At 65.3% G+C, this 12,545-nt stretch carries 14 protein-coding genes and 1 pseudogene; 7 read left to right on the forward strand and 8 right to left on the reverse strand.

Going from position 1 to position 12,545, the window contains the following annotated elements; translation table 11 throughout:
- Positions 1-45 precede the first annotated feature (45 nt).
- Genes ACR4XW_RS02270 through vapB form a run of 4 tightly spaced genes read right to left on the reverse strand, consistent with a single transcriptional unit; the run spans position 46 to position 1,693 of the window.
- On the reverse strand, positions 46-879 hold the full coding sequence (locus ACR4XW_RS02270) for an SDR family oxidoreductase (protein WP_434758887.1): 834 nt from the start codon (positions 877-879) through the stop codon (positions 46-48).
- Positions 876-1,043, reverse strand: coding sequence for a hypothetical protein (locus ACR4XW_RS02275; RefSeq protein ID WP_434758888.1), 168 nt, complete (start codon positions 1,041-1,043; stop codon positions 876-878). Before ACR4XW_RS02275 ends, ACR4XW_RS02270 begins: the two co-directional genes overlap by 4 nt.
- 18 nt (positions 1,044-1,061) lie before the next feature.
- Complete coding sequence (locus tag ACR4XW_RS02280; protein ID WP_434758889.1) at positions 1,062-1,481, reverse strand: PIN domain nuclease; 420 nt, start codon at positions 1,479-1,481, stop codon at positions 1,062-1,064.
- Positions 1,472-1,693, reverse strand: coding sequence for a type II toxin-antitoxin system VapB family antitoxin (gene vapB / locus ACR4XW_RS02285; protein ID WP_434758890.1), 222 nt, complete (start codon positions 1,691-1,693; stop codon positions 1,472-1,474). The genes ACR4XW_RS02280 and vapB overlap by 10 nt, the downstream gene beginning before the upstream one ends.
- A gap of 415 nt (positions 1,694-2,108) precedes the next feature.
- Here vapB and ACR4XW_RS02290 point away from each other — a divergent pair, with 415 nt between their 5' ends.
- From ACR4XW_RS02290 to ACR4XW_RS02315, 6 genes and pseudogenes are all read left to right on the forward strand, one after another.
- A complete protein-coding gene (locus tag ACR4XW_RS02290; protein WP_434758891.1) occupies positions 2,109-2,414 on the forward strand; it encodes a helix-turn-helix domain-containing protein in 306 nt (101 codons plus the stop codon).
- A 353-nt stretch (positions 2,415-2,767) separates the two neighbouring features.
- Complete coding sequence (locus tag ACR4XW_RS02295; protein WP_434758892.1) at positions 2,768-5,404, forward strand: hypothetical protein; 2,637 nt, start codon at positions 2,768-2,770, stop codon at positions 5,402-5,404.
- Positions 5,405-5,419: 15 nt separating this feature from the next.
- Positions 5,420-5,743: a hypothetical protein gene (locus ACR4XW_RS02300; RefSeq protein ID WP_434758893.1), complete on the forward strand. Its 324-nt coding sequence runs from the start codon at positions 5,420-5,422 to the stop codon at positions 5,741-5,743.
- A 110-nt stretch (positions 5,744-5,853) separates the two neighbouring features.
- Entirely contained in the window at positions 5,854-6,411 is a 558-nt protein-coding gene (locus ACR4XW_RS02305; protein ID WP_434759393.1) for a plasmid mobilization protein, read from the forward strand.
- Positions 6,412-6,542: 131 nt separating this feature from the next.
- A pseudogene (locus ACR4XW_RS02310) lies at positions 6,543-6,890 on the forward strand (relaxase/mobilization nuclease domain-containing protein); the annotation flags it as partial.
- 340 nt (positions 6,891-7,230) lie between these two features.
- Positions 7,231-8,175 carry a hypothetical protein gene (locus tag ACR4XW_RS02315; protein WP_434758894.1) on the forward strand — a complete coding sequence of 315 codons (945 nt, stop codon included), beginning with the start codon at positions 7,231-7,233 and terminating at the stop codon, positions 8,173-8,175.
- A gap of 48 nt (positions 8,176-8,223) precedes the next feature.
- On the opposite strand, the gene ACR4XW_RS02320 is transcribed toward ACR4XW_RS02315, so the two are convergent.
- From ACR4XW_RS02320 to ACR4XW_RS02330, 3 genes are all read right to left on the reverse strand, one after another.
- On the reverse strand, positions 8,224-8,430 hold the full coding sequence (locus tag ACR4XW_RS02320; RefSeq protein ID WP_434758895.1) for a hypothetical protein: 207 nt from the start codon (positions 8,428-8,430) through the stop codon (positions 8,224-8,226).
- Positions 8,431-8,440: 10 nt separating this feature from the next.
- Entirely contained in the window at positions 8,441-8,995 is a 555-nt protein-coding gene (locus ACR4XW_RS02325) for an antirestriction protein ArdA (protein WP_434758896.1), read from the reverse strand.
- A gap of 137 nt (positions 8,996-9,132) precedes the next feature.
- The gene (locus tag ACR4XW_RS02330) at positions 9,133-10,689 is read right to left on the reverse strand and encodes a recombinase family protein (RefSeq protein ID WP_434758897.1); all 1,557 of its coding nucleotides are present in this window, start codon (positions 10,687-10,689) and stop codon (positions 9,133-9,135) included.
- Between the two features lie 118 nt (positions 10,690-10,807).
- Here ACR4XW_RS02330 and ACR4XW_RS02335 point away from each other — a divergent pair, with 118 nt between their 5' ends.
- Positions 10,808-11,233 (forward strand): hypothetical protein, encoded by a 426-nt coding sequence (locus ACR4XW_RS02335; RefSeq protein ID WP_434758898.1) that lies wholly within the window; start codon positions 10,808-10,810, stop codon positions 11,231-11,233.
- Between the two features lie 119 nt (positions 11,234-11,352).
- Here the strand turns inward: ACR4XW_RS02335 and ACR4XW_RS02340 are convergent, their stop codons facing one another.
- Positions 11,353-12,477 carry a hypothetical protein gene (locus tag ACR4XW_RS02340; protein WP_434758899.1) on the reverse strand — a complete coding sequence of 375 codons (1,125 nt, stop codon included), beginning with the start codon at positions 12,475-12,477 and terminating at the stop codon, positions 11,353-11,355.
- Positions 12,478-12,545: the final 68 nt, after the last annotated feature.

Consider the following 12,545-nt stretch of genomic DNA (forward strand, 5'->3'; position numbering starts at 1 on the left):
GCAGCCCCGATGGCACCTGATTCAGGTCGCGGGCTTTCACCACTCTCAGGTTGCCGGACTGCGCCAGCGCGCGAAGCCGCCCTCCGTATTGAGGACCTGCCCAGTCATCCAGGCGCCGTCGTCGCTGGCCAGCCACGCGACGAGCCGAGCTGGGTCGTCCGGCTCACCCATCCGTCCGAACGGGAACATCGGCGCCACTTGCCGCAAGACCTCGGGGGTCATGTAGCCGGTATCGACCGGGCCGGGATTGACTGTGTTGACGGTGATCCCGACATCGGCCAGTTGGTCGGCCAGCGTGAGCGTCACACCGGCCAAGGCAGCTTTGGTGGCCGCATATGCGATTTCACCGGGCATGGGCCCCAGTCCTTGCCCGGAGGTCATGAGGACCACTCGACCTCCCGGGCGTCCGTCGTGCTGCCTGGCAAACTCTTGGACGAGAAGCAGACTGGAGCGGGTGTTGACCGCCCAATGGGCGTCCAGCATCTCTGTGGTCAACTCGCCGATAGGGCCATCCTGGCCCGACAGCGCGTGGTTGCAGATGAGGATGTCGACATGACCGAAGGCGGCAACCGCTTGGGCCATCAGCCGAGCGGGAACATCCGCCTCGGCGAGGTCGATGGAGACGTCGACCATCCGCTGAGCCTCATGGACTTGCTGGCTGCGGATCTCGTCCAGCACGTGCGGGATGTCGTCGGGCCCCCACGGCTGCCTCTCGTCGTGAGGCCTGTAGTGGGCCAGCATCAGATGCGCGCCGGCCGATGCCAGGCGCGCAGCAATCGCGCATCCGATGCCCTGACGCCTGCTGACCCCGGTGATCACCGCGACGCGCCCCTCGAGACCTGGGTATCGGCCGAGCGACTTCGCCGAGACGTCGTTCATGCCGACGCCAGCTTGCGCTGCAGGATCCCGAAGCCTTCGAGGAAGTCCTCCATCAGGATTTCTCCCGGGTGGATGGGCTCGGTTCGGTCGGCTTCGGCGGGAGTCGAGGAGTTCGCCACACAGCCATCATGAATGGTGATGCGCCAATAACGCCAGGCGTTCACAGCTGAACCATGACGGGTTCAGCGCAGGGTGAGCGTCTCCACCGGCTGTCCCGTGATCTCCGCGATCAGGTCGAAGTCCTTGTCCACGGCCAATACCGTCAGGCCCGCTTTCTCTGCAGTCGCAGCGATGAGGAGATCTGGGATGGAAGGCGCGCGATGCCGGCCACGGTCTGCGAGCAGCATCTGCACCTCCCATGCACGATCCTCCATCGAGGGTGTCAGCCGCTCGATCGGCATCAGCGACAGCGGAGGCTCCGCGAAGATCATTCGCCCGTCCTCCCCGGTACGCACCGAGAATCCGACCTCAAGCCTGGTGATCGTCGACAAACGGACGAGACCGCGTTCGATACGAGAGTTCCAGCTCCCAGAGTCCGCTGCCTGTCCCAACTGCATCCGCACGAGCGCGGACTTGTCGATGAGCCAGCCCCTCACCGCCATGCGTCGGCCATGATGTCGGGATCGGCGAGGTCAGCAAGAACCTCAGCCGACCTCTTCCAGTGCTCGTCTGTGATCTTCACCGCCGGACGGGTGGTATCGACCTCAAGCTGGCGGCGCAAATACTCGTTGCGAGACAGGCCCAACTCCGCGGCGCTCCGGTCGATCCGAGCAACCGCCTCGTCACTGAGTCCACGAATCAGCACATTCGTCACGACGACCACCTCCCTGATCAGGTGACATCATGATATCACCCAGCATGGATCAAGCTGGGTCACACATTGAAGCGGAATTCGACCGCATTACGGACACTGCTTCCGTTCAGAGCACTCGAACTTGCCATCACTTGACAGACTAGATAGGATCGCGTCAAGTCTTTAATCACCGCGACCGCAAGGTGGTTGGAGAGGGATCACCCCACGTGGGCTGTGGTGAGCAGCGCATAGTCAGCACCGGGTAGCGCCGGGAACCACGTCGAGATTGAGATACAGACGACCCGGCAGGGAGCGACTTCTCCCGTAAGGCACGGAGGCCCGACAGGGCCCAGTGGAGCATCGCGCACGGCGACCGGGAAAGTAGCCGGACAACTATTCCCCCGTCTCCGGACAGTTCAAGCTGTCTGGAGTTGTCATGGGGTACTCCCCGCCTCCTTCGTCCGATCTCACTCACTACATCACGCTCCAGGAAGCGGTCTCGCTCGGCTACGGCGCGTATCAGACCCTCCGGAAGTGGATCGCTGACGGTCGGCTGCCCGCCGTCAAGATCGGTTCCCGCGTCAAGGTGCTGCGCACCGACCTCGAAGCACTCGCGGTCGCCGTCAGGCCCGCGACCTTCGAGGACGTCGAAGTTGCCGCAGAACGGCTCGCCGCCTCCGCTCCCCCGCTGAGCGACGCCCAGGTTCGTCGTCTCAGCACGATCTTCGGCGGTGCATCATGAGCGCCGCGGCTCCTGGCTGGGAACACCACGAGATCACCGATGGTGCACGGCACGGCATCGTCTTTGAGGTGCTCGTGCGGCGGCGCGCGCGAGTAGCGGTCAACGGTGGCGCGGGTGCGCCCAGCTCCGCCTCGAACGGCGGGGCGAAGAGGTCTCAGACGCCCGCCACTGAGTGTGACGGTTCCGAACTGTCACACCTTTTCAACCCGTCCGAGACGCACGTTTCCCCTGGTCAGGAGGGCGATGGTCGGGCACGGTCATTAGCCCCTATGGGGAGCCCCGAGTTTCGACCGTGTGACCGTGGCTCTGCGACCGGCTGGGCGCCGCCCGCGCCGGGGGCCGTCGCAGGGGTCATGTCGGTGCCGACGACCGCGTTCGGCGAGCTCCCGTCGGTGAAGGCGATGGGCACGGGCCGCGCCGGGATCGTCGTCGGATTCGACACCGAGTTCACGACCGTGGGCGGCGCTCGGGTCGTCGACTCTTACCAGCTCGCCGCACCTGATCCGCTCGACCCATCGGTGATGGTCGAGGTCGTCATCCTGCCGCCGCTGGGCTCCGGCGCGCGCGTCTCCCTGCACACGGCGCTGTGGACCGTAGTCGCCGCAGCTGAGCTGTGGCGGTCCCCTCTGGTGCCTAGCGGGGTGGGTCCGCGCGGCGTGCCTCGCTCGGTGTTCTGGACGGATGACTGGGAGGAGCGACGGGAGGCGCTCGCGAAGCTGAGGGTTCCCCTCGTCCTCGCCTGCCACTACGGCGCTGCCGACCTGACGACGTTCCGCTCGGGTGGTCAGTCCCGGGAGCTGGACCCCCTCGTCCGCCTGACCTCGGCGGCCGGTGGCCTCGTGACTCTCCTGCCGTTTCGCTCGCAGCGCGGCAACGAGAACGGGCATTGGTGGCAGAGCCTGTCAGTGACCGTGCGCGACACCATGTCGCAGGCTCCGGCAGGGAAGAAGACGTTGGCGGCGCTCGGCGAAGCGTGCGGAGTCGCGAAGCTCGACGTGCCGGATGGCTGGATCTCCAGGATGACCGACTATCGCCGTGAACACCTCGCGGAGTTTCTGGAGTACGGCGTCAACGACGCGGTGATCGTCGTTGAGTACCTCGCCCGGCTGTGGGGCGACGGCACCGTTCCGCCGATTACTCTCAGCGGTGGTGCTGCCGCTGCGCTCGTCGACTCGGGCAGCGCCTACCTCGGTGCCTCCACTCCGGCCGAGTTCCGTCGGCTGTTCGCCGGGCTGGTGGACGAGGACGAGGGTGTCGAGGCTGTCGAGGAGGGCGACCGCCTGAGCTTCTACGCGAAGCGTGGACGGAACCCGCTGGACGGCGCTGCTGCTCAGCTGTCGTCGGCGTTCGCCCGTGCGTACCACGGTGGTCTCAACAGCTGCCCGATGCCTGGCTACTACCCGGTACCGACCGTGGACATCGACGCACAGAACGCATACCCGACGGCGATGGCGCTGGTCCGTGACATCGACTGGGAGGCCGGTGCTATCGAGGAAGTCGTGCATGAGCGGGCCCTCTCCGTTGATGACGTGCCGACGGCCACGACGCCCTTCGTCGGGTTCGTGTCCTTCACGTTCCCGACCAACGTGCTGCACCCGTGCCTGCCCATCGTCGCCGACGGGACGCTCATCTACCCGCGCACATCCGAGGGTGTCGCCGGGACATGGGTGTGCGGCCCGGAGCTGTGGCTCGCGCTCACCCTGGGTGCTGAGGTGCACTGCCAGATCGGCTATCTCGGTCGTGAGCGGCAGCACGACGGTGGCCCGAGCTTCTCCCTCCGGCATGGCGTCAAGCAGCTCATCGACGACCGCAACACCGCCAAGACCTTGTTCGGCAAGGGATCTCTGGAAGAGCAAACCCTCAAGACCGGCGTGAACAGCATCTATGGGAAGACCGCGCAGGACGTGGCTGAGCAGCGGTCCTGGGATGCACGTGCGCAGGAGATGGACAACGTCGGCGGTTCCGCCGTGTCCAGCCCCTACCACGCGGCCACCACCACGTCACTGGTCCGGGCGCAGCTGTTGGCGACGATGAACCAGCTGAGCGAGAACGGTAGGGATGTCTACTCGGTGACGACCGACGGTTTCATCACGGACGCCACCGTGGACGAGGTCGCTGCCCTCGACCTTTACGGTCTGGAAGAGGTGCTCGGCGATGCCCGGGTTGCCCTGACCGGGGACCCGTCCATCTGGGAGACCAAGCACGCGCAGTCCGACTTGGTGAACTTCACAACGCGCGGGAACGTCTCTCTCGACCTCGGCGGCGTATGCGCTCACAACGGCCTCAAGGCACCGAAAGATATTCTCCCTGACAGTATCGAGGACCGCGAGCTGTTGCTGGCCTCGGTCGTGAGTAGGGAAGGTCGGGTTCCCAACGGGTACACGCGGTTCCCCTCGTTCCAGGAGTTGTCACGCAAGGAGGACCGGAAAGACTTCCTGCCGTCCCGGGTCGAGCGCTCGGTCAGCATGGACTACGACCTCAAGCGCCAGCCCGTTATGTCCTCCATGACACCCGAGATGGTGCCCCTGCCGGACGGCTCGGTTGAGGAGATGGCGACCTTCGCCACGCAGCCGTGGGAGCGAGTCGAGGACTGCCTGCGCGCTCGCCAGATCGCCCGCGAGATGGCCGAGACCGGATGCCTGCGCACCGTCGCTGAGTGGCGCGACTGGAACCTGAAGTACACGCACGGTAAGGGCCGCCGCATCAGTACCCCGCAGCGCGCGGTGCTGATGTCCATCGTCATGGCGCATCGCCAGGGCGTGGCCACGATCCCGACTCTCGGTGACCGTTCGCTGTCCATCGCCGAGCGGCTCGACTGGCTCGGCGAGTGGGGGCTCGGCACCGTCTCGCGCGGTGACTGGGACAACGCCCGCCGGCCCGAGCGGGCGTCCCAGATGCTCCCCATCGACACGCTCGACCCGTATCTCGGCCGGATGACGTCCATGGCGTCCGGCGAACATCCCACGGACGCCGACCGGCTCCCGTACTAACAGAAGGAGAAGATCATGAGCAACAAGACCACGACCAACCTCGACGTGCTGATCGATCAGGAGCGCCGCCGAGCGTCCGAGCGCATCGCCAAGCTCAAGCGTGCTGCCGCTGCCGAGCAGCGCCGCATCGACGAGAAGGTCATCGAGCTGCTGCGCGACCAGAGCCCCGATCTCTACGACCGGCTCTCCGAGGAGGCGGCCGATACCTTAGAGGCAGAGAAGGCGAAGAGGTCGAGGCGTGCGAAGAAGGCGGCATCGTCTTCGGGGTCGGCGAACGACGGGACTGCCTCGCAGTCCGTCGATCCCGAGCATGAGGAGGCGGCACCGTGGAACGGCTGACGACTCCGATCCGGGACTTGCGTCAGCGTCCCGGGACCCCCTCGCCCGCAGGGAGCGCAGCGACCGAGGACGAGGGCCAGCGGTTCTTGGAGGACATGAGCGCCAGCGAAATGTCCGACAAGAACCCTGCTGGCCGTCTTCCGTACGCCCCGGAGAGCGAGCCCGACTCCCCAAGCAGCGCTGGTCGGGCTCGTGCGGAGGGGTGTGCGGAAGACCCGGCCCTGGCAGCGGAGCTGCACCACGACTCCCAGGTGAACACCGGTCGTGGTGCTGCGCAGAGGGCAGGGCCGGCCGAGGCTCCGGTGGAGCCTCGGAACAGCTGTCGTCGGGAGGTCTCTCTCGACGTGCGGCTGACGGTGGCTGATCGCGATGGGATCCGCCGCCGTGCCCACGTGCTCGGCGTCAAGCCGAGCGCATGGGCTCGTGCTGTCATGCTCGACGCGCTGGACTCGAGGTCCTCGAAGGTCGATCAGCTGGAGAACAACGCGGGAGTGAAGGAGGCGGTGCCTACGTCGCTTGCTCCGGCGGTAGAGCAGCTGCGTCGAGTTGGTGTGAACCTGAACCAGGCGCTCCGCAAGGGTGCTGCCGTCGATGACAGTCTCCTTCACGCGGTGATGGTTGCGGTGGACGAGGTGCGTGCCTCGCTGGGCGATCGGACACGGGTATGAGCACCGTGAACGTCCGCCCCTCGACCAACGCTGCAGGAGCTGTTGGGTACATCCTCTACGGGCGTGACCCTGAGGTGCGTAAGGAGCTCCTCAAGGTCGGATCGACGCGTGCGGCCGCGTATGCGATGTCCATGGTCGACGGCGGTTCGACTCCGGCGGAGTTCATCGCGTGTGCCGAGGCACACGCCGCTGCTCATGGCCGAACGAACCAACTTCAGAGCTACGTTCTGGCGTTCCACCCTGACGAGTTCGACGTGACCTCGCAGGCCGATCTTGAACGCATCCGGGACGTAGCCGTCGAACTCGCGGAACGCATGCACAGCGCTGACTACATGGTCGCGGTGCACTCTGATTCCGCCGGAGGTCACGGGCATGCACACATCCTGGTCATCAACCACGACAACCTCACCGGTAAGAGCCTCCAGCGGTACACATCGTGGAAGCACGGACTGCGCCAGCTGAACGACGAGCTGATGGCAGACGAGGGCCTGCGGGTGCTCCCCGACCTTGAGGAACCGAAGCCCGACTGGGAGCAGAGGCGCGAGGCCTTCTCTCCGGGCGGGTTCGAGCAGGTCCTCGGCGACAAGGTCTACGACGCACTGACCGACTCACGCTCGACGAATCGCGAGGCGTTCGAGCACGTCCTCGCCGAGCGCGGGGTCACGCTCGCGGTGACGAACCGCGACGGTTGGAGTTACAAGATGCGCCGTGATGACAACGGGAAGCTCGGACGGAAGAAGGCCTCGGCGCTGACACCCGAGTTCACAGCCGAAGGTGCTCAAGAGATCTTCGACTATCACGCACAGAAGGGACAGGCTCATGGGAGCGCTGGACAGGATCAAGCAGGCCGACGAGCAGCAGAAGACTACGGAGCTCCTGGAGAACTTGATCTCACAGCACGACGCCAACATGCAGCAGATCGCGAAGCTGACGAACACCGTCGCCGACCTGACCGAGTACGTGAAGGTGATGGACGAGGAGCAGATGACGCGGCTGGATCGCCTATCGACCTCGCGGCAGCACGAGCTTCCCTCCACGCTGCCGCTCGACGCCGAGACGAAGAAGCGGCTGAACGAGATCGAGAAGACGCTGAGCGCCGTCGCGCAACAGCTGAGCAGCAGCGAGGTCGTGAAGCTGCCCGACGGGTCCTCGGTCACCAGGGCGGACCTGGCCGCGTACTCGATGACGACGAGGATCAGCGAGGAGCTGAAGTCGACGACTTCGGCCTCGGCTGACCTCGCCGAGGCCGTCCGTAAGCGCGGCAACGTCCGTATCGACACGGACAAGCTCACCGAGCACGCTGTGAAGGTGCTTGATCAATGTCTGGCGAAGGCTGTCGAGGCTCCAGTCCAGAGGATCGAGCAGACCGTCGCGGGGCTCGAAGAACGGGTGGGCAGGCTCGGCACCGAGAAGCTCGCCGAGGTGACCGACCGCGCCCACGAAGTGGTCAGCGCCGTCGGGCGGGCCGAGCGGCGAGTCGAGCGACTCTCGGCGAGGGTCACCTGGGCGACGGTCGGTCGTATGTGCCTTGCCCTGGTCCCGTTCACCGTCGCGTTCATCATGCTCACGGGGATGGTCGGCGGGATCACGCAGATGCTCGGCCTCGGACCGCTGCTCGGATGGGCCTGGGACTCCTTCGCCGCCGCGAGTGCCTGGTGGGCGAAGGCACTCATTGCCCTCGCCGCCCTCGGCGGATGCGCTCTGTTCGCCTGGCTGCTCTGGTGGCTCGGAAAGAAACTGTACGAGAGCTACCGCGGCTGGTAGTCGGAAGAAAAGTGAGTGCCCGTAGCCGAAGCTACGGGCACTCTGAACTCAGTCGACGTCGGGGTCATCGCCGAATAGCTCGGCATCGGTGTCGTAATACCCGAGAAGGTCGCGCTGCTGGCGGATCAGTTCGACGGTTGCCTTGTGCAGGGCGAGCAGGTCATGGAGGTGGGCCTCCTCATCGCTCATTTCAGGGTCGCCGATCCACCACCGAAACGACTCGGCGTGGCTGTAGGCGTTGGTCTCAGCGCTCATGATCGCTCCCTCACAGGTCCCGAAAGACGTACACGGAGATCGCGTCGGCTCGGACCACCGTGTGGTCGTATTCGAGGTCGCGGGTCCAGGCAACCCAGTTGAAGTAGCGCACAAGCTCTTCCGGCGCGTCCTGCGGGATGAGGCCGATCTCCTCGGCGAGAGTCTCGGCGTAGTCCCGGAAACTGCCCCATGTTCCGCAGAAGCGCTCTTCGAAGGCGGAAACAGACGGCAGGTCTCCAGTGCCTTCTGCGACGTAGCTGCCGGAGGCCGTCCAAGCGCACAGAGCATCGCGCTGGTGCTCGGGGACCGCGAGGAGGACGCGAGCCCACTCTGCGGCCTCCGACGGATTCATCTCGCCCGAGGTGGGGATGTTCTCGTGGTCCATGACCCACAGCTCCTCGCATCCAGGGCGCACGCGGTGAGCGCCTCCGTGGACGTCAGCAAGGGTGACTTTGTCGGCGGTCTCGGCATCGAACCATTCGCCGACGAGACGAGCGTAGTTGTAGCAGGCGAGACAGCCGATCCAGGCGCGGGGCGTGGTATCGGTGTTCGTTCGGGTGGTCATGGCGGGTCCCCTCCGTGGTCGAGGAGAGCGGCGGGCGCGACAGGCAGTCGTGCTCGGTGAATCGACGCGCTTACGCCACGTCGCCGCTCTCAAGAGGTTTCCCGGCCACGCTCCGCGTGGCTACCCAACCAGGTGGTCTACCTCCAGTTGACGACGACGGACTCGGTCCTGAACCCCTTGCGCCCGCGCGGCTGCGGGAGAAGCGTGATCGTGGCGAGTGCGTCGATGGTCTGACGCCGGAGGTCAAGTGACGCTTCCCGGAATGCTGAGGCAGGGTCATCGACGCCCAGGATCGGCGACAGCGCGCCCGCACGGCTTTGCATCAGCCTTTCGGCTTCCAGCTCCTGAATACGCACTTCTGCGGCGTCCCGAACACGCTTGAGGTCGCGGGCCTCGATGATCTCGGCGTCGTAGTCGGCCTCGGCGCGCAGAATGCGCGCCCGCTGGTCGCTGATCGCCGAGTCGATGCCTGCCGCATGCGGTCCACCGTCCGCGACCTCGACCATCACCGTCGCGTCCTTGCGTGCAAGACGCTTGGCGACGACCGTCATGACGAAATTGTCGATGGCGGCGCCCGAGCGCACGATGTGACCTGCGCACTTGTACCCACGTGGTGCCCCGGTCACCTTGTTTCCACACGTCTCGCCGGTCTCCTCGTCGACGTATCCGCACCGGTAGAGCCCGCTGCCGAGGTGCTTGCGTTTGGTCGAGCCGGATGTGTTCGTGACCCGCTCCGTGTCGTCGAGGACTTGCTGCGCCTTCCACCACGTCTCGTCGTCAACGATCTGCTCCCACTGCCCGCGGATCGGCTCACCAGCGTCGTCTCGGAGGATCTGCGCCTTCCACATCCGGCGCCGCTTCCCATCCGCCTGAGCAAACTTCGGAGTGTACGTGCTCAGCGCCGCGTAACGCGGGTTCCGCAGGATGCCCAGCACGGTCGAGGGAGACCACGGACCGTCCTCGACGATCGACCTAGGTTCGAGGCCCTGCTGCGCGCGGGCGGTGGCGCGCTCGACGCTCACGGTGTGCGTGTGCTTGGGCAGTGGTGTGATCCCATCGATCTGCTCGGTGCCACTGAGAGCCCGGGCGAGCGATCGCAGCGACTCGGGGTGCTCGATCCTGGTGAACAGGTCGTAGATCGCCCTCACGGCCTCAGCCTCGTGGGGGATCACTTCGCCGTCTACGGCGTAGCCGAGTGGGCGCATGCCCTTCGGAGCACGCCCCTGCATGGCGCGCTGACGCTGGGCTGCGGACTGACGGGCACTCTTGCGTTCCATCTCGGCCCGCGCCACAGCCGCCTTGATGCGGGCATACATCCGACCGCCGTCGGTCGAAAGGTCCGCGTCGCCATTGGCCGTGACGAGGGCGAGGCCGCGCAGCTCGGCGGCGTCGATCCAGTCCTCCAGCTGTCGGGGCTGTCGGGTGAGCCTGTCGAGGTCGTAGCAGATGATCGCGTCGAACCGTCCGAGCAAATAGTCGGCGACCATGCGGTCGTAGTCCGGGCGGATGGCGCTCCTGTCGGTGGCGCTCTTCGACTGGTCCACGTAGGTCTCGACGACCTCCCAGCGCCGGAATCGTGCAAGGTTCTCGCAGTCCTCGCGCTGGCGGTCGATAGCGAGCCCGTCCATCTCGCGATCCTGTGAGATTCGGAGGTAGATGGCTGCCTTGCGGGGCGCGGTGGAACGTTCGTTCATGTAGCCAGACTACACTATGACGTAAGTTCCGTCCGTAACTGATGATGTCACCATCAGTGTGCACAGTGGTAGAGTTGCACCATCTGACCAAACGCACAAGACGCCCCAGGAGACACCCATGCCGCAGCTGACGCTCAGCTTCCCCGACCTTGCCGAGCACGCAAGCCGAGTCCACCCCGAGCTCAGGACGCTCGTTCAGGAATTCACCGAGACCGACCGCGCCCGGTTCACAGAGTCAGCGTCACTGTGTGAGACGTGGATTGACCCCGAATTCAAGAAACTACTCAACACTCTTCAACTCGATGGCCGGCTGCCTAACATCGATACAAACATCGACGCCAACAATGATTTCAAGCGCGTCTTGACGTTTACGTTGCCGGATGGCGGAGAGACTACGGATGTCCGCGATATCATCCAGCATGCATGGGCGGCAACGGTCGACACATACGCGGGCGCCCTCTACCACCGAGCGAAAGAGATCGCGGCAGGAAACTCGAACTCGAGCTGGACCCCCGACCAAGCCACGAGCGCCCCCACTCTCTAGGGCGCAGGTCCACGTCAGGGCCTATTTCGCTGTCGAAGCGGTGTGAGGGGTAGAGGAGCTCGTCGAGCGCGCAACGGGCAAAGGCAGCGGAGCCCTCTACTCCGACGGCGACGACGCAATCAAGCTCTAGCACGCCCAGCCGACGACATGAGCCGGTCGGCGTAGCCGATGAGACTGGTGATCAGCATGAGAACCTGGATGCAGTTGCGCTTACTGAACTGACGCGAGGAGACGCCATGCACGCTCGCATGGCGCGAGTAGTAGTTGGGCACCTTGTCGCCCTTGTGCTTCCAGAACTGCTCGTGGGCGTTCCAGATCGGCAGCCAGACCATCGCCTCGTGGACACCCATCTCGTCGATGGCGCCCGGCACGTCCGCGCCCTTCTTCCGATTCGTGATGAGGCGTCGGGCGGCCTGGTCGGGGTAGAAGCGGTAGATGAGCGTGTCGAGCGTGACGGTGAACATCGCCTGGGCCGAGCGGAAGTGTCCAGAACGCATCGCGCCGAGCCCGTCGAGTACGAACTTCAGCTCGTCGCCGACTACGTCGCGGTTCGCCTGCTCAAGAACGGTAGCGCAGTCGTCGGTGATCGACTCGTAACAGTCGCCCAGCACCCGCCGACGGCCCGAGCGGTCCTGTGCCCGGAGCAGGCGGAGCGCTGTGCGGCCGCGCGGCACCAGGTAGAGCGGGATGCCCTCTTGCTCGAGGAACTCATGCACTTGAAGGGCCTGGACCTCCCCTGCGTGGCTCCTCAGATTAGGCGGGAGGAGCGCACGGTTGAACCCGCTCAGTATCTCCGGGTCGAAGAGCGGCTTCAGGGAGCCGCGCAGCCCATCTAGCATCGCGGACTGCTGGCTCGCGATTTGCTTGAGCATCGACTCGATCGATGGGCTGACTCCGACGCCCTTCAGCGCCGGGAAGTCGATCATCGGAGCCGTGAACGTCGGTACGCTCACCACGATTGACGCCACCTGCGACTGGATCCGCTCGCTATACGGTTCGAGCGCATTCTTCACCAGCGCGTCGTAGTCCGGCAGCGCCGACTTCATCTGCTCTCGGATAGGAGCGAGCATCTTCGCGACTGCGGCATCCATGCTGGGCATCAAATACTGCGCGAACCTTGGCGGCAGTCGAAGCCTCGCCCCGACGTCCGCAGCAGAGTCTCGGTCTTGCTCGCTCTCCGAGTTGCGCTCCCTCTCTTGGGCAGGCTTGAGATCGTCCTCTCGATCATCGTCGTCGCGTGTCATGGCACTCTCCTCGTTGCCGCGCTCGCGCAAACAAATGCTGCATCATCGAGGCCGTTGTCAGCACTCTC

Source organism: Pseudenemella bisphenolivorans (genome assembly GCF_051133435.1).
In the GTDB taxonomy this organism is placed as follows: Bacteria; Actinomycetota; Actinomycetes; order Propionibacteriales; family Propionibacteriaceae; genus JAAYAO01.

What these genes read in the sequence shown, in the direction of transcription:
- ACR4XW_RS02270 (WP_434758887.1), bottom strand. Translation starts at nt 879, where the DNA reads ATGAACGACGTCTCGGCGAAGTCGCTCGGCCGATACCCAGGTCTCGAG.
- ACR4XW_RS02280 (WP_434758889.1), bottom strand. Translation starts at nt 1,481, where the DNA reads ATGGCGGTGAGGGGCTGGCTCATCGACAAGTCCGCGCTCGTGCGGATG.
- ACR4XW_RS02290 (WP_434758891.1), top strand. Translation starts at nt 2,109, where the DNA reads ATGGGGTACTCCCCGCCTCCTTCGTCCGATCTCACTCACTACATCACG.
- ACR4XW_RS02295 (WP_434758892.1), top strand. Translation starts at nt 2,768, where the DNA reads ATGTCGGTGCCGACGACCGCGTTCGGCGAGCTCCCGTCGGTGAAGGCG.
- ACR4XW_RS02300 (WP_434758893.1), top strand. Translation starts at nt 5,420, where the DNA reads ATGAGCAACAAGACCACGACCAACCTCGACGTGCTGATCGATCAGGAG.
- ACR4XW_RS02305 (WP_434759393.1), top strand. Translation starts at nt 5,854, where the DNA reads ATGTCCGACAAGAACCCTGCTGGCCGTCTTCCGTACGCCCCGGAGAGC.
- ACR4XW_RS02315 (WP_434758894.1), top strand. Translation starts at nt 7,231, where the DNA reads ATGGGAGCGCTGGACAGGATCAAGCAGGCCGACGAGCAGCAGAAGACT.
- ACR4XW_RS02320 (WP_434758895.1), bottom strand. Translation starts at nt 8,430, where the DNA reads ATGAGCGCTGAGACCAACGCCTACAGCCACGCCGAGTCGTTTCGGTGG.
- ACR4XW_RS02325 (WP_434758896.1), bottom strand. Translation starts at nt 8,995, where the DNA reads ATGACCACCCGAACGAACACCGATACCACGCCCCGCGCCTGGATCGGC.
- ACR4XW_RS02330 (WP_434758897.1), bottom strand. Translation starts at nt 10,689, where the DNA reads ATGAACGAACGTTCCACCGCGCCCCGCAAGGCAGCCATCTACCTCCGA.
- ACR4XW_RS02335 (WP_434758898.1), top strand. Translation starts at nt 10,808, where the DNA reads ATGCCGCAGCTGACGCTCAGCTTCCCCGACCTTGCCGAGCACGCAAGC.
- ACR4XW_RS02340 (WP_434758899.1), bottom strand. Translation starts at nt 12,477, where the DNA reads ATGACACGCGACGACGATGATCGAGAGGACGATCTCAAGCCTGCCCAA.